General features: G+C 56.9%; 17 protein-coding genes. 1 reads left to right on the top strand and 16 read right to left on the bottom strand.

All coding sequences use genetic code 11. The features are described from left to right. Positions 1–5 precede the first annotated feature (5 nt). From menH to ACR6JA_RS11505, 6 genes are all read right to left on the bottom strand, one after another. Entirely contained in the window at positions 6–779 is a 774-nt protein-coding gene (gene menH, locus ACR6JA_RS11530) for a 2-succinyl-6-hydroxy-2,4-cyclohexadiene-1-carboxylate synthase (protein ID WP_494492793.1), read from the bottom strand. After that, complete coding sequence (gene menD, locus ACR6JA_RS11525) at positions 776–2,446, bottom strand: 2-succinyl-5-enolpyruvyl-6-hydroxy-3-cyclohexene-1-carboxylic-acid synthase (protein WP_494492792.1); 1,671 nt, start codon at positions 2,444–2,446, stop codon at positions 776–778. The genes menH and menD overlap by 4 nt, the downstream gene beginning before the upstream one ends. Before the next feature lie 82 nt (positions 2,447–2,528). Next, positions 2,529–3,830, bottom strand: a complete 1,302-nt coding sequence (gene menF / locus ACR6JA_RS11520) for an isochorismate synthase MenF (RefSeq protein ID WP_494492791.1) — start codon at positions 3,828–3,830, stop codon at positions 2,529–2,531. Between the two features lie 111 nt (positions 3,831–3,941). Next, on the bottom strand, positions 3,942–4,238 hold the full coding sequence (gene elaB, locus ACR6JA_RS11515; protein ID WP_166872207.1) for a stress response protein ElaB: 297 nt from the start codon (positions 4,236–4,238) through the stop codon (positions 3,942–3,944). A 68-nt stretch (positions 4,239–4,306) separates the two neighbouring features. Continuing rightward, on the bottom strand, positions 4,307–4,756 hold the full coding sequence (locus ACR6JA_RS11510) for a GNAT family N-acetyltransferase (RefSeq protein ID WP_213712783.1): 450 nt from the start codon (positions 4,754–4,756) through the stop codon (positions 4,307–4,309). Between the two features lie 37 nt (positions 4,757–4,793). Beyond that, positions 4,794–5,651 (bottom strand): NmrA family NAD(P)-binding protein, encoded by an 858-nt coding sequence (locus tag ACR6JA_RS11505; RefSeq protein ID WP_250153475.1) that lies wholly within the window; start codon positions 5,649–5,651, stop codon positions 4,794–4,796. Between the two features lie 112 nt (positions 5,652–5,763). Here ACR6JA_RS11505 and ACR6JA_RS11500 point away from each other — a divergent pair, with 112 nt between their 5' ends. Continuing rightward, positions 5,764–6,666: a LysR family transcriptional regulator gene (locus ACR6JA_RS11500; RefSeq protein WP_494492790.1), complete on the top strand. Its 903-nt coding sequence runs from the start codon at positions 5,764–5,766 to the stop codon at positions 6,664–6,666. 55 nt (positions 6,667–6,721) lie between these two features. On the opposite strand, the gene nuoN is transcribed toward ACR6JA_RS11500, so the two are convergent. The 10 genes from nuoN to nuoE all read right to left on the bottom strand — a co-directional run bounded on the left by nuoN (position 6,722) and on the right by nuoE (position 18,815). Next, positions 6,722–8,179, bottom strand: a complete 1,458-nt coding sequence (gene nuoN / locus ACR6JA_RS11495; RefSeq protein WP_213712787.1) for an NADH-quinone oxidoreductase subunit NuoN — start codon at positions 8,177–8,179, stop codon at positions 6,722–6,724. 6 nt (positions 8,180–8,185) lie between these two features. After that, positions 8,186–9,715: an NADH-quinone oxidoreductase subunit M gene (gene nuoM, locus ACR6JA_RS11490; protein ID WP_213712789.1), complete on the bottom strand. Its 1,530-nt coding sequence runs from the start codon at positions 9,713–9,715 to the stop codon at positions 8,186–8,188. Between the two features lie 121 nt (positions 9,716–9,836). Beyond that, a complete protein-coding gene (nuoL, locus tag ACR6JA_RS11485; RefSeq protein WP_039305069.1) occupies positions 9,837–11,678 on the bottom strand; it encodes an NADH-quinone oxidoreductase subunit L in 1,842 nt (613 codons plus the stop codon). Next, on the bottom strand, positions 11,675–11,977 hold the full coding sequence (nuoK, locus tag ACR6JA_RS11480) for an NADH-quinone oxidoreductase subunit NuoK (RefSeq protein WP_008459783.1): 303 nt from the start codon (positions 11,975–11,977) through the stop codon (positions 11,675–11,677). Before nuoK ends, nuoL begins: the two co-directional genes overlap by 4 nt. After that, a complete protein-coding gene (gene nuoJ / locus ACR6JA_RS11475; RefSeq protein WP_008459782.1) occupies positions 11,974–12,531 on the bottom strand; it encodes an NADH-quinone oxidoreductase subunit J in 558 nt (185 codons plus the stop codon). Before nuoJ ends, nuoK begins: the two co-directional genes overlap by 4 nt. A gap of 10 nt (positions 12,532–12,541) precedes the next feature. Continuing rightward, positions 12,542–13,084 (bottom strand): NADH-quinone oxidoreductase subunit NuoI, encoded by a 543-nt coding sequence (gene nuoI, locus ACR6JA_RS11470; RefSeq protein WP_008459780.1) that lies wholly within the window; start codon positions 13,082–13,084, stop codon positions 12,542–12,544. Positions 13,085–13,098: 14 nt separating this feature from the next. After that, positions 13,099–14,076, bottom strand: a complete 978-nt coding sequence (gene nuoH / locus ACR6JA_RS11465; RefSeq protein ID WP_008459779.1) for an NADH-quinone oxidoreductase subunit NuoH — start codon at positions 14,074–14,076, stop codon at positions 13,099–13,101. Then, on the bottom strand, positions 14,073–16,796 hold the full coding sequence (gene nuoG, locus ACR6JA_RS11460; protein WP_494492789.1) for an NADH-quinone oxidoreductase subunit NuoG: 2,724 nt from the start codon (positions 16,794–16,796) through the stop codon (positions 14,073–14,075). The genes nuoH and nuoG overlap by 4 nt, the downstream gene beginning before the upstream one ends. 175 nt (positions 16,797–16,971) lie before the next feature. Next, the gene (gene nuoF / locus ACR6JA_RS11455; protein WP_039305072.1) at positions 16,972–18,318 is read right to left on the bottom strand and encodes an NADH-quinone oxidoreductase subunit NuoF; all 1,347 of its coding nucleotides are present in this window, start codon (positions 18,316–18,318) and stop codon (positions 16,972–16,974) included. Then, positions 18,315–18,815 carry an NADH-quinone oxidoreductase subunit NuoE gene (gene nuoE, locus ACR6JA_RS11450; RefSeq protein WP_008459776.1) on the bottom strand — a complete coding sequence of 167 codons (501 nt, stop codon included), beginning with the start codon at positions 18,813–18,815 and terminating at the stop codon, positions 18,315–18,317. Before nuoE ends, nuoF begins: the two co-directional genes overlap by 4 nt.

Raw genomic sequence — 18,815 nt, 5'->3', positions numbered from 1 at the left:
GATCCTTACAGGTCGTATTGACGAAAGAGGGTTAACAGAGCGGAACTAAACGCGGCGGGGGCTTCACGGTGAGCGTTGTGTCCTGCCCCGGAAATAAGCGCCAGGGAACAGTTAAGATCGGCGGCAACGGCGCGAAACTTTTCGTCTCGTTCACCGCAAATAAAATGAAACGGCACGGCTAGCTGGCCAAGTGGCTCACGTAAATCGGGCTGCTGGGAAAGCGACGTTGCTTCAAGCATCCGGGCTAGCGTCTCAGGATTGTTTTGCGCACGCAGGGCGACTAAGTCAGTGCGCTGTGCGCGGCTGAGGGAACGGAAAACAGGCTGCTGATACCAGTCGTTCAACACGGTCTGGATATCTTCGTGCATCAAACGCTGCGCCCAGCGGGCATCGTTCAGCGCTCTCGCCTCGCGATCTGCCCCACTTATCAGGCCAGGATGACTGCCTTCTACCACCAGACCACGCAGCCCTTTCGACTCAGCCTGACTGGCGTGATACATAGCGATACGCCCGCCCAGGGAGTAGCCCACGAGCCAATAGTGATTTATACCGTGATGTTTGAGGGTATTTCGTAACGCGTTATCAACCTCGGCAAAACTCTGCACGTGAAGATCGGTGGAACCACCGTGGCCGGGCAGGTCCACGCACAGCTGCGGCCAGTCGGAAAAGTGCGGCTTAAGCGCCTGCCACTCATGATAGCTACCAAGAAAACCGTGCAGCCAGACTATGTGTGGCAGAGTTGAACGGTGGCCCGAATGCGGCGCGGCATGGAGGATCATGCCTGGCTAACCAGGGCCAGCAAATGCTGCAGCGTCTGAGCACCGGCAGTTTCCGGCACGCTAATTTCAATCACCGTCGCGCCAGGGCGCAACCAGGCCCGACGAACGGCCTCTTCAAGCGCCTGCCAGTTTTCAGGGTTCTGATACCCCAACTCAAACATGGCGGCTGCGTGGGAGAAGTTCACGTTTTGTGGCATACAGTAAAAACGCTCACGCTCTTCGGCAGGCGTCGGCAAAAGTGAGAAGATCTGGCCACCGTTATTGTTGACCACCAGCAGCACAAACGGTGCCGAGGCGTGGCGCAGCAGTGCAAGGGCATTAAGATCATAGAGCGCCGAAATGTCGCCGACTATCGCGAGCGTGGAGCGCGCCGTTGCCCGCTGAACGCCTGCGGCGGTTGACAGCAGGCCATCAATGCCGCTCGCCCCCCGATTGCTGTACACCGGATACCCCACGGGAAGCTGGGCAAAAGCATCGATCAAACGCACAATTAAACTGTTGCCAACAAACAGCTGTCCGCCTTCCGGCAGCAGCTGCGACAGGCGTTGGGCAACCTGTGCCTCACCAAATTCTCGGGTCCCTTGTTCAACCTTTTCCAGCGTCTGCCAGGCCAGAGACGTTAGCGCTTCGGCCCAGGGCAGGCGTTTTTCTGCCGGATGTTTTTCCAGCCAGGCTTCAACGCTGGCAACCAGACGGCGGCCACGGTGGTTGGCAGGATCGAGACGCCCGGGCTGCTTGTCCACCAGCCAGTACTCTTCTGGCCTGCAGGCGGCCTGCCACTGAAGAACCCGTTTTCCGGTCAGACTGCCGCCAAACTGGATGACAATTTGCGCCTGTTCAAGACAAGTCACGGCCTGGCTATTGCTCAGCCACAGGTCCGCACACGGCAGAGGCTGTCCGGTCTGTGAAAGCACATCGCCGATAAGCGGCCAGCCAAGCATTTGCGCCCAGGCCGCGACCTGCTCACCTTCGCTGGCAGAAAGCCGGCCGGCCACTACCACGCCCCGTTTTTGCCGCCAGAAGAACCAGTCTCTTTGCTTCGGCACGGCATTGTCGTGCACTTCACGCAGCCAGGGCGTGTTGCCTTCCCACCAGCCTTCAAGCTGGTTTTGCCAGTCGACGCCGGTATCGTCCGGCGCGCCATAAAGCGGCTCGGCAAAGGGGCAATTGATATGCAGTGCGCCCCCGTTGAGCTGGCCGACGGCGCTGTCAATAACAGAGACCAGCCAGCTGGCGGGAATATCATGCGTTGGGCGAGGCAGATTGAGTGCAGCGGAAGGATGGGAGTTAAACAGTCCCGGCTGGCGAATCGCCTGGTTTGCACCGCAGTCGATAAGTTCGGGCGGGCGATCTGCCGTCAGCAAAATCAGCTTTTCGCCGGTCAATCCTGCTTCTATCACGGCAGGATAAAGATTGGCCACGGCGGTACCGGAGGTGACAATGATTGCCACCGGCTCGCCGCTGGCCTTTGCCAGCCCAAGCGCCAGATGGCCCAGGCCCCGTTCATCAAAGTGGGTATGGCAAATGAAACTGCGGTTTTCCGCCGCGCTGAGCGTCAGCGGCGTGGAGCGGGAGCCTGGCGCGATACACACATGCCGCACCCCATGCCGGGTTAATGCTTCGAGTATGACGCCCGCCCAACGGCGGTTAAATGAGCTTATCGACATAATATTGTCCGCAGTCAATTTCGACTTTCGATTATAAATACTATGGCAAGGGTTAAATTGATTTGCGTCGTGAATAGCTTATTCAGTTACCACTGCCGATCAGCAATGTCTTCAAACCGGCCGCTTTGTTTTCAATTTCCTGCCACTCTTCTGCGGCAACCGAGCCGGCGACAATGCCCGCCCCGGCATAAAGGCGAACGCCGGTATGGCTCACTTTTGCCGAGCGCAGCGCCACACAAAACTCCGTTTGATGGCGGGACAGATAACCCGCCGAACCTGCATACCATTCACGCGCAAAAGGCTCATTCGCGGCAATAAATGCCCGAGCCAGCTCACGCGGTAACCCCGCCACGGCGGCGGTAGGCTGCAGCTGTTTAAGGCAAAGCGCATCGTCCTGACGCTTCAGCTGCGTCCAGATGCAGCGACGCAAATGCTGCACTTTGCGCAGCCGCATAACCTGCGGCGGCAACACATCCAGTGCACCAACCGCAGCCTGTAAGCGCTGGCAGATGTCTTCGACCACCAGCATATTTTCGCGCTGATTTTTGTCATCTTTCAGCAGCCACTGGCCTAGTTTAGCGGCCTGAGCATCGTCCGGGTGGTTAGCTACCGTTCCGGCCAGGGCCTCAGTTCGCAGCGCATCGTCGATTCTTCGCCACAGGCGTTCCGGGCTGGAGCCAAGAAAGGCATTTTTCGCATCAAACGCCATCAGGAAATGGTAGCAGTTCAGGTTAACCCGGCGGCTGGCGGCCATGAACCCTGCGGCAGAAACCGGGGAAGAAAACGCCAGATCGGTGGCCCGGGCGAGCACAACTTTATCCAGCGCTTTCTGGCTGATGGCGCTAACAGCCTGATCCACCAGGCGGTGCCATTCGAGCTGCTCCGGCAGATGGCTTTCACCCAGGCATTTGAGATTGAGTTGCGAGAGAAGTTTCGCCGGCAGAAGCTGCTCAATAAAAGCCGCAGCCGCCAACGCATCCTGCTTCAAGGAAGTTTCGCTGTACAGATGCAGCCAAAGAAACGCCTCCCCACCTACTCGCCGCCATTCCAGCCGCGAGAGAAAAAGAAAACCGTGGGACGGATCAAAGGCATTTAATCCCCAGACGCGCAGGAAAGGCTGTTCCGGGTGGGACTGCAGAAAAGCCTGGGCGTCTTCCAGCGCAGAAAAACTCAGCAATGCCCCCAGGGCAGCCACTTCTTCGTTACCGTTGCGCTGCTGCCAGTAAAATTGGGGATAACGTGACTGAGCCGTGAGCCAGGCGAGAGGATCGGAGGCGTCACTCAGCGTGACCGGCACGCACAGGCGCTGAAGGCCCGGCTTATCCGCAAATTCCCCTGCTAATTCCTGCTGCATTTGCTGCAGTGCGACGGCGACTGAATTCACGTTTACCTCACGCCCCGTAAAAACCCCTGATTATACGTGGTCGTTCCCACAAAAAAAAATCCTACCCAGGGGGTAAGATTCTTTATTTGCCATTTGCAGGCGCGGTCAAGATTATCGGCGGAGCAAAAGCCCAACCACCAACCCGACTGCAGCCCCGATGCCAATACCCTGCCAGGGCTTTTCATGCACGTAATCATCGGCGCGGTAGACTGCTTTTTTGGTGCGGTAATAGTAAGTGTCGGAAGCGTTGCTGATGCGTGCTTTGACGTCATTCAGCGCCTGCTCGGCCTTTTCCTTTAGCTCAATGTACTTCTGGTCAGCCGGGTCGCCGGAGGCGCGAAGCACTTCTTCAAGCGTGTCGCTTAAAAGTGCGAGGTCATCATCGAGACGAGATTCATACGGTTGCATCACTGTTCTCCGTGTTAAAAAATTCCTCGTCCGCTAACTATAGACAACCGGCGCTGATTTCGCCTGCGTTAGCCGTTGGCCATCCCGACATGCGGAATACCATCTTCGTCATACACATCGGTGACCGGGTAGAAGCCGAACTGGGCATAAAACGCCTGCAAATGCGCCTGAGCGCCCAGGTAAATTGCACGATCAGGCCATTGGCGCTGGCAGGCGGCAAGCGCCTGAGTCATGAGCTGTTGCCCAAGCTTTTCGCCGCGCACCGACGCATCAACAATAACCCGGCCAATGACCACCGGCTCCAGCTCGTTGTCGCTCTTAAGAATGCGGGCATAGGCAATCAGTTTGCCGTCCCGCCAGCCGAGAATATGGCGGTTCTCTCCCACCAAGTCCTCACCATCAACATCGAGATATGCACAGCGCTGCTCAACAATAAAGACTTCGCAGCGCAGGGCCAAAAGGGCATAAAGGTCGGTGGCGCTCAGTTCAGAATGGTGTAAATCCTGCCAGTTAAGCATTGAAAAACTCCTTTTGATTCAGGCGCCACCTGACGGGTTACTGGTGCCGCTCAAGCAACTGTTTTAGCACAGTTTCCAGAGGCGTGGCACCTTTCACCGTGTCGCCGGTGAAATCAATCCAGCCTTCGTTAAAGCCGTCCAGCATCCTCATGCGTGGGAGCGGGTTTTTCATGCCCTGAGCAAGGAAATCTGTCTCCCAGTTTTCACGCGGCACAGCTTTTACCGTTACCGGCAGCCCCAAAACTTGAGAGAACGCTTCGGCTGCCAGCTGCGGGCTGTAACGCTGCGGTCCTTCCAGTTCCACAATCCGGGTTCCTGATTCTGGCTGAGTCAATAATTCGGCGGCAAGCTGGCCGATATCGACTGTCGCAATCATTGGGATAACGCGCTCAAGAGGCTGCAGGTGGCTGTAGATAGTCCCGGTCTCTTTGGCACTTTCTACATCCCAGAGGAAGTTCTCCATAAACCAGCCCGCGCGGAGGAACACGACGGAATCACAAACATCCGTCAGCTCTTTTTCCATCAGGCCCAGAGCATTCAGCAGGTTTGGTTGCGTTGCCTGCGCCCCGATGGTGGAAAGGCAGACCACGTGCTGCGGGCGCGCAGCCAGCAGTGCGTGCCTGATGGCCGCGATGTTGGCTCTTGGTTCAGCCATATTCCCTGAAGGATCGAACACCGGCGGCAGCAGGATAAAGACCGCTTCGGCCCCGGTGAAGGCTTTCGCCAGCGCTTCACCATCGTGCATTTCAGCCAGCGCAACGTCTGCGCCCTGCTGTGCCCAGGGCTGTCCCTTAGTTTCAGAGCGGACGACGGCCCGAATCTCATGTCCTTGAGCAAGCAATGCTTCTGCCAGTGCACCGCCAACTTGTCCGGTAATACCTGTAATTGCGAACATAATGTTTCTCCAGTTTGAGATCCCCCATAGGGTGTGGACGGCATTATGCGGATGCAGCTATGTTGTATCGATAGCACCTGAGACAATTCACTGATGACTGCGGAGCACTAATATGATTTTTAACGATCGGACCTTTGATGGTCTGTCTGTGTTTACCGCCGTAGTGGAAAGCGGCACGTTTGCCGCCGCCGCGGAGGTGATCAATATGTCCCCGCCTGGGGTCAGCCGGGCGATTGCCCGCCTGGAGAAACGCCTCGGCATCCGCCTTTTTGACCGCACCACTCGCGCAGTGGCATTGACCGTTGAAGGCAAAGAGTTTTATCGTCAGATCCTTCCGCTGTTGGCCGCGCTGGAAGATGTGACCAGCACCGCGTCGCTCTCCACTATAACCATTACCGGCAGACTTCGGGTCAACATCGATCCGTTCTTCTCTAGCCTAATCCTGGGGCCTCAACTGGAAACGTTTATGTCCCGCTATCCCGATCTTGAACTGGATCTGGTAACAAGCGATCGGCTGGGGGATATGATTGGCGATGGTTTCGATCTGGCTATTCGTTTTGGCGTGCCTCGAAATAGCACGTTGGTGGCACGCAAGCTGCTGGAAACTCGCATCATGACGGTTGCCACCCCAGCCTATCTGGCGCGGCACGGCAGGCCCGAAACACCACAGGCGCTAGTGGGGCATACCTGCATTCATTTCCGCGATCCGGAAACCGGCAGGCCGTTTGAATGGGAGTTTCATCGTAAAGGAGAAGTGATTAAAGTCCCGGTCAGCGGGCGCCTGACGCTAAACGACGCCCGCACTTTGCATGAAGCCTGCCTGAGCGGGCACGCGATTGCCCAGGTGATGACGTTTGGCTCTGACGATCTCGTGAAACAGGGACTGTTGGAGGATTTATTTCCCGACTGGCCGGACGAGCGCTTCCCGCTTTATGCTTACTACCCTTCACGCATCAATCCCGCCGCACGCACCCGCTGTTTTCTGGATTTTATCCTCGAGCTGGCCAGAAGCTAGCCGCATAAAAAAACCGCCAGCAAGTGGCGGTTTTTGAACTGTCTTGTTAACCCGATTACATCAGCGGCTGCGCTAATTGCACCAGGCTGATAAGCGGCTGCGGATAAACACCCAGCAGCAGCACCAGCAGGGCGGAAATCAGCACCACCACACCGCCCGCGGTCAGCGCCCAGTTGGATGGGGTGTCGCGGTTAAGCTGCTGAGGCGCGCTCAGGTACAAACTCACGGTCACGCGCAGGTAGTAGTACAGGCCGATGGCGCTGCCCAGAACCACTGCGCCGGTCAGCCACCACAGGTGAGCCTGAACGCCCACGGCAATGATGTAGAACTTACCGATGAAGCCCAGGGTCATTGGGATACCCGCCAGGGAAAGCATCATCACGGTCATCACCGCAGAAAGCACCGGCTTGTGCCAGAACAAACCGCGGTAGGAGAACAGCGAGTCGGCATCCGGGCCACGATACGGGCTGGACATCAGGCTAACCACGCCGAATGCACCCAGGCTGCTGAACAAGTAACCCGCCAGGTAAACACCGACCGATTCCATCGACATGTTGCCGCTTTGCAGCGCAATCAGCGCCACCAGCAGGTAACCAAGGTGCGCGATGGAAGAGTAGCCCAGCAGACGCTTGATGTTGGACTGGTTCAGCGCCATCAGGTTACCGAACAGGATTGACGCGAAGGCGATAATCCCCAGCACGACGCGAACGGCTTCGCTGTTGCCCACTGGTGCGTACAGGAACAGACGCATCACCACGCCAAAGATGGCGATTTTGCTGGCGGTTGCCAGGAAGGTGGAAACCGGAGCAGGCGCGCCCTGGTATACGTCTGGGGTCCACAGGTGGAACGGCACCAAAGAAAGCTTGAAGCCAAGACCGACGATCATCAGACCCAGGCCCACCAGCAGCAGAGGTTCGTGCAGCATGTTATCCGCCAGGCTCTTACCGAGGCTAACAAACGACAGGCTACCGGAATCAGCGTATACCAGCGCCATACCGAACAGCAGGAAGGACGATGCCGCCGCTGACAGAATGGTGTACTTGATGCTCGCTTCCAGAGAACGCTTCTGGCGGAAGGCGTAGCCAACCAGGCCGAACAGCGGCAGAGAGATCAGCTCAATGCCGAGGAACAGCGCCGCGAGGTGGTTCGCATTCGCCAGCAGAATACCGCCCAGGGCAGCAATCAGGACCAGCAGATAGAACTCTTCGCGGTTGTCGGTGTAGCCCTGCAGCCACGGATAAGCAAAGGTACAGGTTGCCAGGCTCGCCAGCAGTACCAGCCCGGTGTAGAGCATGGCGTAGCCGTCAACGCGCATCAGCGGGGTGACATCCATCGCCCCTGCCTGACCGACAAACCACAGTGAAATCAGCGCGGCGTTAAGGCCGATAACCGACAGCGTAGCATTCAGAAAATGGTCGCGTCGCCACGCAATGGAGAGCATCACAACCACCACCGTCAATCCGACGATCAACAGCGGTAGCAGCGCGATCAAATGTTGAGGAGTTATTGTCATGGCGAATTACGGCCTTGTAGTAGAAAGTGAACTGGTAAACCACTGCTGAATATTGCTCATCGCAGAATGCGAGGTATCCAGAATCGGCTGCGGGAAGAAGCCCAGCAGAACTAACAGCACCACCAGCAACAGAATGATAAAGAACTCGCGCATGGACATGCCAGGCAGTTGTTTATCGCTGATTTCGCTCTTAGCTTTCCCGAAGTAAGCACGGTGCAGCATCGCCAGGGAGTAAACAGAAGCGAAGACCAGGCCGAAGGTTGAAATCACAGTGATGACCGGCACAACGTGGAAGCTGCCGAACAGGATCATGAATTCACCGACGAAGTTACCGGTCCCGGGCATACCCAACGTGGCAACAGCGAAGAACATCGACAGGCCAGGCAGCCATTTAATTTTGTTCCACAGGCCGCCCATCATGCGCATGTCACGCGTGTGCAGACGCTCGTAAAGCTGACCACAGATGATGAACATACCCGCCGCGGACAGACCGTGAGCAATCATCTGAATTACCGCGCCCTGGTAAGCCAGCTGGTTGCCGGTGTATATAGCAATCAGCACGAAGCCCATGTGGGAAACGGAGGTATAAGCAATCAGGCGTTTGATATCGGTCTGGGCAAAGGCCATCCACGCGCCGTAGAAGATACCGATGACACCCAGCCACATGGCGATTGGGGCAAATTCAGCAGACGCTTCAGGGAACAGCGGCAGAGAGAAACGCAGCAGGCCGTAGGCCGCAGTTTTGAGCAAGATACCTGCCAGGTCAACGGAACCCGCCGTTGGTGCCTGCGAGTGCGCATCCGGCAGCCAGCCGTGAAGAGGAACCACCGGCATTTTTACCGCGAAGGCGATAAAGAAGCCCAGCATCAGCAGCCACTGTACACCGTGGGACATCGGCGTTTTCAGCAGCAGCTCATAGTTGAAGGTCCATACGCCGGTCGCATTGTAGTGCACAAACACCAGACCCAGGATAGCAATCAGCATCACCAAGCCACTCGCCTGGGTATAGATGAAGAACTTGGTTGCAGCGGTAATACGCGTCTTCCCGTCGGAGGCTTTGTGGCCCCACAGCGCAATCAGGAAGTACATCGGCACCAGCATCATTTCCCAGAAGAAGAAGAACAGGAACATGTCGATGGCAAGGAACACACCGATAACGCCACCGAGGATCCACATCAGGTTGAGGTGGAAGAAGCCCTGATATTTTTCGATTTCATTCCAGGAACAGAGTACCGCCAGCACGCCGAGCAGGCCGGTCAGCACCACCATCAGCAGCGACAGACCGTCGAGCGCCAGGTGAATCTCAATGCCAAAACGTGGGATCCATTGCAGAATGAATTCTGACTGCCACTGCGGCAAACCCGCCGACTGCGTCAGAGAATAGCCACCCTGCAACCACAATTGCAGAGACAGTGCCAGTGTCAGCCCCATAGTGATCAGCGCAATCCAGCGAGGCACTTTCACGCCGAAGCGTTCGGTCTGCCAGCAGAAGAAGCCGCCGATAAAGGGGATTAGTATTAGCCAGGGTAATAGCATGGCGTTTGAGTCCCTAAGTCAAAATAATTCTTAAACATCGCTCACTTCCCAGCGCCAGAGGAGGTATTAAGCCCCACTCCGACCCTCTCTCAACAGAGAGAGGGGGATGGAAGAAATCCTGTTAACGCAGAACCAGCAGCAGGCCGAGAACTACAACGGCACCGATGCTCATGGACGCAACATACCAGCGCAGATAACCGTTCTCGCTCACCAGCAGGCCGCGGCCAGCAAAGCGGGAGAGAACTGCCGGAATATTCATCAAAGCATTCAGCGGGTCACGGCGCAGCAGCCACGCAATACCGAGGAATGGCTTGACGAAAATCATGTCGTACAGCCAGTCGAAGCCCCAGGCATTGAACCACCAGGTACCGAAGAAACGCCCCGGTGCGCTGTTCGCAAGCGACGTCACCAGAGTACGTTTACCCAGCCACAGGAAGGCGGCAATCAGGATACCGGCAATGGCGACGACGCCGGAGATGATCTCCAGGGTCAGCACGCTGCCGTGCGCAAGTTCAGTGGTTTCCGGCAGTACGCCGCGCAGCGGTGGCACAATCATTGCGCCAACGAAGGTGGACAGCACCAGCAGAACAACCAGCGGCAGGTGGTGGGTAATCCCCTTCCCTGCGTGAGCGTGAATTTTTTCTTCACCGTGGAACGTAATGAAAATCATGCGGAAGGTGTAGAGCGAGGTCATAAACGCCCCGACCAGGCCCGCAACCATCAGGTTGATGTGGCCGTTTGCCATCGCACCGGCAAGAATTTCATCTTTACTGAAGAAGCCTGCGGTAATCAGCGGCAGAGCGGACAGCGCCGCGCCCCCAACCAGGAAGCAGACATACACCAGCGGAATAGACTTACGCAGCCCACCCATCTTGAAGATGTTTTGTTCGTGATGGCACGCCAGAATCACCGAACCGGATGACAGGAACAGCAACGCTTTAAAGAACGCGTGGGTCATCAGGTGGAAGATTGCCGCATCCCACGCCTGCACGCCCAGCGCCAGGAACATGTAGCCAATCTGGCTCATGGTGGAGTAAGCGAGTACGCGTTTGATGTCGGTCTGTACCAGCGCGGCAAAGCCTGCCAGCACCAGCGTGATCGCACCTACGATACCCACCAGATGCAGAATTTCCGGGGTCATCAGGAACAGGCCATGGGTACGGGCAATCAGGTAGACGCCCGCGGTAACCATGGTAGCCGCGTGAATCAGCGCAGAAACCGGGGTTGGACCCGCCATCGCATCCGCAAGCCATGTTTGCAGCGGAAGCTGTGCAGACTTACCGACCGCACCGCCTAACAGCATAAGGGTTGCCCAGGTCAGCATTTGGTTGCCGGCAGCGAAGTGCTGCGGTGCCAGCTCAACCATTTCGCGGAAGTTCAGCGTGCCCAGCTCGTTGTAGAGAATGAACAGGCCGAAGGCCAGGAACACGTCCCCGACGCGAGTCACCACGAACGCTTTCATTGCCGCCGCGTTGTTCTTCGGATCGGTGTAGTAGAAACCGATCAGCAGGTAAGAACAGAGGCCCACGCCTTCCCAGCCGAGGTACATCAGCAGCAGGTTGTCGGCAAGGACCAGAACCACCATGCTGGCGATGAACAGGTTGGTGTAGGCGAAGAAGCGGGAATAACCCTCTTCACCGCGCATGTACCAGGAAGCGAACATGTGGATCAGGAAGCCGACACCGGTAACCACAGAAAGCATGGTCAGGGACAGGCCGTCCAGTACCAGGTTGAAGCCGATGTTAAAATCACCGACCGCCATCCAGGTCCACAGTGGCTGAGTGAACGCCTGCTGCCCGTTGTTAAAGAAATCAACCCCGGCAATGGCGGTGACTACCGCCGCCAGACCTACAGAGCCCATCCCGATGGTTGCGGACAGGTTTTCTGACCAACGGCCGCGGGAAAATGCCAACAGTAAAAAGCCAATCAATGGCAGAACAATGGTTAACCAGAGAAGGTTCATCCACGCATCTCACTTACTGAATCGATATTCAGATTCTGGCGACGACGATGGAGCTGCAGTAACAGCGCGAGGCCAATACTGGCTTCGGCAGCAGCTAAGCTAATCGCGAGTATATACATCACCTGACCGTCAGCCTGGCCCCAGTAGCTGCCGGCAACCACGAAGGCCAGCGCGGCGGCGTTAATCATCACTTCCAGGCTGATCAGCATGAACAGCAGGTTGCGGCGGATGACCAGCCCGGTCAGTCCCAGCACGAACAGAATGGCGGCGAGGATCAGTCCATGTTGCAACGGGATCATACGTTCTCCTCCGTTTTTCTTCTCACGGCCATGTCAGCAGGGCGATTGCTCAGCACCTCACCGGCACGGTCTTCACGACCCAGGTGGAACGCAACGACCAGACCCGCCAGCAGCAGCATGGAGGCCAGCTCCACCGCCAGTACGTAAGGCCCGAACAGCGCGATACCGACCTGCTTCGCATCGATGGACGTGCCATCAATACCCTGGTCGTTAACGGTGCGGATGGCGTAAATCAGAACCACCAGCAGGACTGCAGACAGGACGCCAGGCCCAATCCACAGCTGCGGTTTTAGCCACTCGCGTTCCTGCTGCTGAACCGCGTTACCGAGGTTAAGCATCATCACCACGAAGACAAACAGCACCATGATAGCCCCGGCGTACACGATGATCTCCAGCGCACCGGCGAAGTAAGCCCCGAGGGAGAAAAAGACCCCGGAGATCGCCAGCAGCGAGATGATCAGGTACAGCAGCGCATGCACCGGATTGGTGTGAGTGATCGTCCGAAGGGTCGTCAGGACGGCCACAATGGCGCAGATATAAAAAGCGAATTCCATTCCTGACTCCTTAAGGTAACAGGCCTTTGACGTCGATAGGCTTGGCTTCATTTTCCGCTTCGCCCTTATCTTTGCCGTCGATTGCCATACCTGCCATCCGATAGAAGTTATATTCCGGGTATTTACCCGGACCGGAGATCAGCAGATCCTCTTTCTCGTACACCAGATCCTGGCGCTTATACTCACCCAGTTCGAAGTCCGGGGTAAGCTGAATCGCGGTGGTTGGACAGGCTTCTTCGCACAGGCCACAGAAGATGCAGCGTGAGAAGTTGATGCGGAAGAACTCCGGATACCAACGACCGTCTTTCATCTCGGCTTTCTGCAGGGAAATACAGCCTACCGGGCAGGCTACCGCACACAGGTTACAGGCAACGCAGCGCTCTTCACCGTCCGGGTCGCGCGTCAGCACGATACGGCCACGGTAGCGCGGCGGCAGATACACTGGTTCTTCCGGATACATGCGGGTTTCGCGCTTGGCGAAAGCGTGCATGCCGATCATCCAGATACTGCGTACCTGGGTGCCGAAACCAACCACTAACTCTTTCAATGTCATGGTTTTTTCACCCCTTATGGTGCCTGGTAAAGAATGACCGCGGCGGTCACCAGCAAGTTGATTAGCGTCAGCGGCAGGCAAACTTTCCAGCCGAAGGACATCACCTGGTCATAACGTGGACGAGGCAGTGCGGCGCGAATCAAAATGAACATCATCATGAAGAACGCAGTTTTCAGCGCGAACCAGATGAACGGTGGTAACCACGGGCCATGCCAGCCACCAAAGAACAGCGTCACAATCAGTGCAGAAACGGTGACGATGCCGATGTATTCCCCGACGAAGAACAGACCGAACTTCATACCGGAATATTCGATGTGATAACCATCGGCCAGTTCCTGCTCGGCTTCCGGTTGGTCAAACGGGTGACGGTGGCAAACCGCAACGCCGGCAATCGCAAAGGTCACGAAGCCGAAGAACTGCGGGATGATGTTCCACAGATGTGCCTGGTTGTTGACGATGTCGGCCATATTAAAGGAACCGGCCTGCGCCACCACGCCCATCAGGGAAAGCCCCAGGAACACTTCATAACTCAGGGTCTGCGCGGAAGCACGCATCGCACCAAGCAGGGAGTATTTGTTGTTACTGGACCAGCCAGCGAACAGCACGGCGTACACCGCCAGGCCCGCCAGCATCAGGAAGAACAGGATCCCGATGTTCAGATCCGCCACCACCCAGCTTGGGCTGACCGGCACAATAGCAAAGGCCAGCAGCAGCGAGGTGAACGCAATCATTGGTGCAAGCGTAAAGATCACGCGGTCAGAAAATTTAGGGATCCAGTCCTCTTTAAAGAACATCTTGATCATGTCCGCAACCAGCTGGAGTGAACCACCCCAGCCTACGCGGTTCGGTCCGTAGCGGTTCTGGAACAGACCGAGCAGACGACGTTCGCCGAAACTCATGAATGCCCCACAGGTCACCACGACCAGTAGAATGACAACCGCTTTGAGGATGCTCAGCAGAATGTCGATAACTTCCGGTGTCAGCCAGCTCATTGCGCAGCCTCCTGCAGATTTTCAAGACGAGCACCGGCAAGCACTGGCGCAATCCCCGGCATCCCCATCGGCAGACCAACCTGCCCTGCAACCAGACCTTCGGACAGCTGCAGCGGCAGACTCAGCGTCTGGCCTTCGTAGCTGAAGGAGATCAGGCTTCCGGCGTTAACACCAAGCTTCGCGGCATCGGCCGGGTTCAGCTTGATGTAAGGCTCAACCATACGCTTCTGGAACACAGGAGAACGCTGGGACATCTCGTCGCTACCAAACAGGTGGTAGTACGGCGCGATTCGCCATTTGCCCTCTTCCGCGTGGAAGGTATCCGGCACGGAAGTGAAGTAGTCCAGGCCCGTTTCAGAGGCTTCGATCAGGCGCACGCCCGGATCGCCGTGGCGCAGATGACCGCCCACTTCGGCCTGGAATTTGTTCCATGCTTGCGGGGAGTTCCAGCCTGGAGCCCAGGCAAACGGAATCTGCTGACGGTCGGCCAGCGGGCTGTTGTTCCCTTCCATCGAGAAGGCAAACATCGTGTCTTTATCCTGCGGCTGACGCGGTTCGTGCACGCTAATATTGGCGCGCATAGCGGTGCGTCCGCTCGAACGGATAGGAGAACGGGACAGCTTCTGACCTTTGATACGGAAGGAAGCATCCGGCGCGGCATCTTTAATACCGGCTAACTGAGGCAATACCTTCACGCAGGCGTCAATCACATGGTCAAGCTGCGTCCAGTCTACGTCACGGCTCTGCACGGTACTGTGCAGGGAGTGCAGCCAGCGCCAGCTTTCGAACATCGTCACGCTGGTGTCGTAGTAAGCCGGGTCATAAACCTGGAAGAAACGCTGGGCGCGACCTTCATTGTTAATCACCGTCCCGTCGCTTTCTGCAAAGCTCGCTGCAGAAAGCACCAGGTGTGCTTTATCCATGATGGCCGTACGCTGATGGTCAATAACCATTACCAAAGGGGCTTTACTCAGCGCCGCATCTACGCGGGCAGCGGAAGCATGGCGATGGAGGTCGTTTTCCAGCACCACTACCGCATCGGCAGCGCCGCTTTCCAGCTCGCTCAGAGCCTCTTCCAAAGAGCCACCGCCGATCATGCCGAGGCCAACGCTGTTAACCGCGCGAGCAATCATGGTGACGCCGACGTCTGCACCGCGGCCTTTCAGCGCTTTAGCCACATTGGCCGCAGCCTGAATCACCGCTTCGCTACCGGCGTTCGTTCCGGAAACAATCAGGGGCTTCTTCGCACCGGCCAACGCCTGCACGATAACGTCCACTTTGTTTTTCAGGTCACGATCCAGTTCAACCGCCGGAGAGTTACTGTCCAGCGCATTCGCAATCGCAAAACCAAGGCGAGCCTGATCTTCAACCGGTGCACGGTAAGTCCATGCGGCGATATCATCCAGGCGAGTGCTATCCACGTTAGTGACAAACAGCGGATGCTTAGCGTTCTGACCGATGTTCAGGATTGCGGCGATCTGCCAGTCAGCCACTTTCTGAGCCGCTGCCATTTCACGCGCCTTGCCTTTGACTGCCTGGCGGATAGCCAGGGCAGCACGAGCGCCGGTCTGGGTAACGTCTTCGCCCAGGATCAGCACCGCATCGTAAGATTCGATTTCACGCAGCGCAGGCGTGTGAACGCCGCTGTCACGCAGCACTTTCAGCATCAGCTGCAGGCGAGCATGCTCACCGGCTGCAATACCGGTGTAGAAGTTTTCAGCGCCAACCAGCTCGCGCAGAGCGAAGTTGCTTTCCACGCTCGCGCGCGGAGAACCGATGCCGATCACTTTCTTCGACTGACGCAGGATATCCGCCGCACCCTGCATTGCCTGTTCGGCGTTCAGGGTAATGAGGTCATCACCACGGCGCTGAATTGGCTGACGCGGACGGTCTTTCAGGTTCACGTAGCCATAACCGAAACGGCCGCGGTCGCACAGGAAGTAGTGGTTCACGGTGCCGTTGTAGCGGTTTTCAATACGACGAAGTTCGCCGTAACGTTCACCCGGGCTGGTGTTACAGCCCAGCGAGCACTGCTGGCAGATGCTCGGCGCGAACTGCATATCCCACTTACGGTTGTAGCGTTCGGAATGCGTTTTGTCGGTGAATACGCCGGTCGGGCAAATTTCTACCAGGTTACCGGAGAACTCGCTTTCCAGTGTGCCGTCTTCCGGACGACCGAAGTAGACGTTATCGTGCGCGCCGTAAACGCCCAGGTCTTTACCGTCTGCGTAGTCTTTGTAGTAACGCACGCAGCGGTAGCAGGCGATACAGCGGTTCATTTCATGAGAGATGAACGGACCGAGATCCTGATTGCGGTGAGTACGCTTGGTAAAGCGGTAGCGACGGAAGCTATGACCGGTCATCACCGTCATATCTTGCAGGTGGCAGTTGCCGCCCTCTTCACAGACCGGACAGTCGTGCGGGTGGTTAGTCATCAACCATTCCACAACGCTTTCACGGAACTGTTTCGCTTCGCCATCATCAATAGAGATGAAGGTCCCGTCGGAGGCCGGTGTCATACAGGACATCACCAGGCGACCGCGAGTGTCTTCCGCGTTCTGATATTGCTTCACCGCACACTGGCGGCAAGCACCGACGCTGCCCAGCGCCGGATGCCAGCAAAAATAAGGAATATCAAGACCGAGGGAGAGACAAGCTTCCAGCAAGTTGTCTGCTCCGTTGACCTCGTATTCTTTGCCGTCTACATGAATCGTAGCCATAGTCAGCATGCTTCCAGTTGGCCTGAATAACTTCAGGCGTTAATCAAAAATTCTTGTGCGAACCACCTTCGCCCTCACCCCGGCCCTCTCCCCCAGGAGAGGGAGAAAATCACCGGTCTATCCCCTCTCCCTCAGGAAGAGGGTTAGGGTTAGGGTGAGGGTGAAAAGCTGTCTATCACCAGCGCGTTTTTAACAGGTTCGGCTGAATACCATTAATGGCACGCAGATTTCCGTAATCCTGTTTGGCAATGCCTGCTTCGAATTCGTCGCGGAAATATTTAATCGCACTCTGCAATGGCTCAACGGCACCCGGCGCGTGGGCACAGAAGGTTTTACCTGGACCCAGATGACGGCAAAGCTGCTCGAGGGTTTCGATATCCCCCGGCTGTCCTTCGCCGCGCTCAAGCGCGCGCAGGATTTTTACGCTCCACGGCAGACCATCGCGGCACGGTGTACACCAGCCGCAGGATTCACGGGCAAAGAACTCTTCCAGGTTACGCACCAGCGGCACCATACCAATTTCATGGTCAACCGCCATTGCCAGCGCCGTACCGAGACGGCTGCCTGCTTTACCAATACTTTCAAATTCCATCGGCAGGTCGAGATGTGCTTCCGTCAGGAAGTCGGTCCCCGCCCCACCCGGCTGCCAGGCTTTAAACTTCAGGCCATCACGCATGCCGCCGGCGTATTCTTCCAGGATTTCGCGAGCGGTTGTGCCGAACGGCAATTCCCAGACGCCAGGGTTTTTCACGCGGCCAGAGAAGCCCATCAGCTTAGTGCCGGCATCTTTACTCATGCCGCCGCCAATGCCCTGATACCACTCCACGCCGTTAGCCAGAATAGCCGGGACGTTACACAGGGTTTCGACGTTGTTTACACAGGTCGGTTTACCCCAAACGCCGCTTGATGCCGGGAACGGTGGCTTAGAACGTGGGTTCGCACGACGGCCTTCCAGGGAGTTAATCAGCGCGGTTTCTTCCCCGCAGATATAACGCCCGGCTCCGGTGTGTACGAACAGTTCGAAATCGAAACCGGAACCCAGGATGTTCTTACCCAGCAGGCCCGCTTCGGTGGCTTCGGCAATCGCGCGACGCAGGTGGTCTGCCGCCTCGATGTACTCACCACGCAGGAAGATGTAGCCACGGTATGCTTTCAGCGCAAAAGCGGAAATCAGCATGCCTTCCACCAGCAGGTGCGGCAGTTGCTCCATCAGCAGGCGGTCTTTATAGGTGCCTGGCTCCATTTCATCGGCGTTACACAGCAGGTAACGGATGTTCATGGACTCGTCTTTCGGCATCAGGCTCCACTTCAAACCGGTGGAAAAGCCCGCGCCGCCGCGCCCTTTCAGGCCAGCGTCTTTTACCGCAGTCACGATTTCATCTGGCGCCATGCCGGTCAGCGCTTTACGCGCGCCTTCATAGCCGTTTTTGCTACGGTATTCGTCAAGCCAGACCGGCTGTTTGTCATCGCGCAGACGCCAGGTCAGCGGATGGGTTTCGGCAGTACGAATAATCGTCTTCATTTATACTGCTCCAGCAAGTCAGGGATGGCTTCCGGCGTCAGATGGCTGTGAGTGTCCTCATCAATCATCATGGTCGGCCCCTTGTCGCAGTTCCCCAGGCAGCAGGTTGGCAGCAGGGTAAAGCGGCCGTCAAACGTAGTCTGGCCCGGCTTGATGTTCAGTTTGGCTTCGATAGCCGACTGAATGCCCTGGTAACCGGTGATATGGCAAACCACGCTGTCGCAGTAGCGAATCACGTGGCGGCCAACCGGCTGGCGGAATATTTGGCTATAGAAAGTGGCCACACCTTCTACATCGCTCGCCGGGATACCCAGCACGTCAGCAATCGCGTAGATGGCACCATCTGGCACCCAACCGCGCTGTTTCTGAACGATTTTCAGCGCTTCGATAGAGGCCGCGCGGGCATCTTCGTAATGGTGTTTCTCGTGCTCAATCGCCTCACGCTCTGCCGCACTCAGCTCAAAAGCTTCAGCCTGGTTTTGTTGGTTATCGTGCAT

The sequence above is a fragment of the Cedecea sp. B1(4) genome, assembly GCF_059414925.1.
The sequence above is the reverse complement of the archived record's forward strand: the minus strand, read 5'-3'. Positions and strand labels throughout refer to the sequence as shown.

Coding starts and splice junctions, on each gene's coding strand:
- ACR6JA_RS11500 (WP_494492790.1), top strand. CDS start 5,764: ATGATTTTTAACGATCGGACCTTTGATGGTCTGTCTGTGTTTACCGCC.
- nuoN (WP_213712787.1), bottom strand. CDS start 8,179: ATGACAATAACTCCTCAACATTTGATCGCGCTGCTACCGCTGTTGATC.
- menD (WP_494492792.1), bottom strand. CDS start 2,446: ATGTCGATAAGCTCATTTAACCGCCGTTGGGCGGGCGTCATACTCGAA.
- nuoE (WP_008459776.1), bottom strand. CDS start 18,815: ATGCACGATAACCAACAAAACCAGGCTGAAGCTTTTGAGCTGAGTGCG.
- ACR6JA_RS11510 (WP_213712783.1), bottom strand. CDS start 4,756: ATGCTTAACTGGCAGGATTTACACCATTCTGAACTGAGCGCCACCGAC.
- nuoK (WP_008459783.1), bottom strand. CDS start 11,977: ATGATCCCGTTGCAACATGGACTGATCCTCGCCGCCATTCTGTTCGTG.
- nuoJ (WP_008459782.1), bottom strand. CDS start 12,531: ATGGAATTCGCTTTTTATATCTGCGCCATTGTGGCCGTCCTGACGACC.
- ACR6JA_RS11505 (WP_250153475.1), bottom strand. CDS start 5,651: ATGTTCGCAATTACAGGTATTACCGGACAAGTTGGCGGTGCACTGGCA.
- menH (WP_494492793.1), bottom strand. CDS start 779: ATGATCCTCCATGCCGCGCCGCATTCGGGCCACCGTTCAACTCTGCCA.
- nuoL (WP_039305069.1), bottom strand. CDS start 11,678: ATGAACCTTCTCTGGTTAACCATTGTTCTGCCATTGATTGGCTTTTTA.
- elaB (WP_166872207.1), bottom strand. CDS start 4,238: ATGCAACCGTATGAATCTCGTCTCGATGATGACCTCGCACTTTTAAGC.
- nuoM (WP_213712789.1), bottom strand. CDS start 9,715: ATGCTATTACCCTGGCTAATACTAATCCCCTTTATCGGCGGCTTCTTC.
- nuoH (WP_008459779.1), bottom strand. CDS start 14,076: ATGAGCTGGCTGACACCGGAAGTTATCGACATTCTGCTGAGCATCCTC.
- nuoI (WP_008459780.1), bottom strand. CDS start 13,084: ATGACATTGAAAGAGTTAGTGGTTGGTTTCGGCACCCAGGTACGCAGT.
- nuoF (WP_039305072.1), bottom strand. CDS start 18,318: ATGAAGACGATTATTCGTACTGCCGAAACCCATCCGCTGACCTGGCGT.
- nuoG (WP_494492789.1), bottom strand. CDS start 16,796: ATGGCTACGATTCATGTAGACGGCAAAGAATACGAGGTCAACGGAGCA.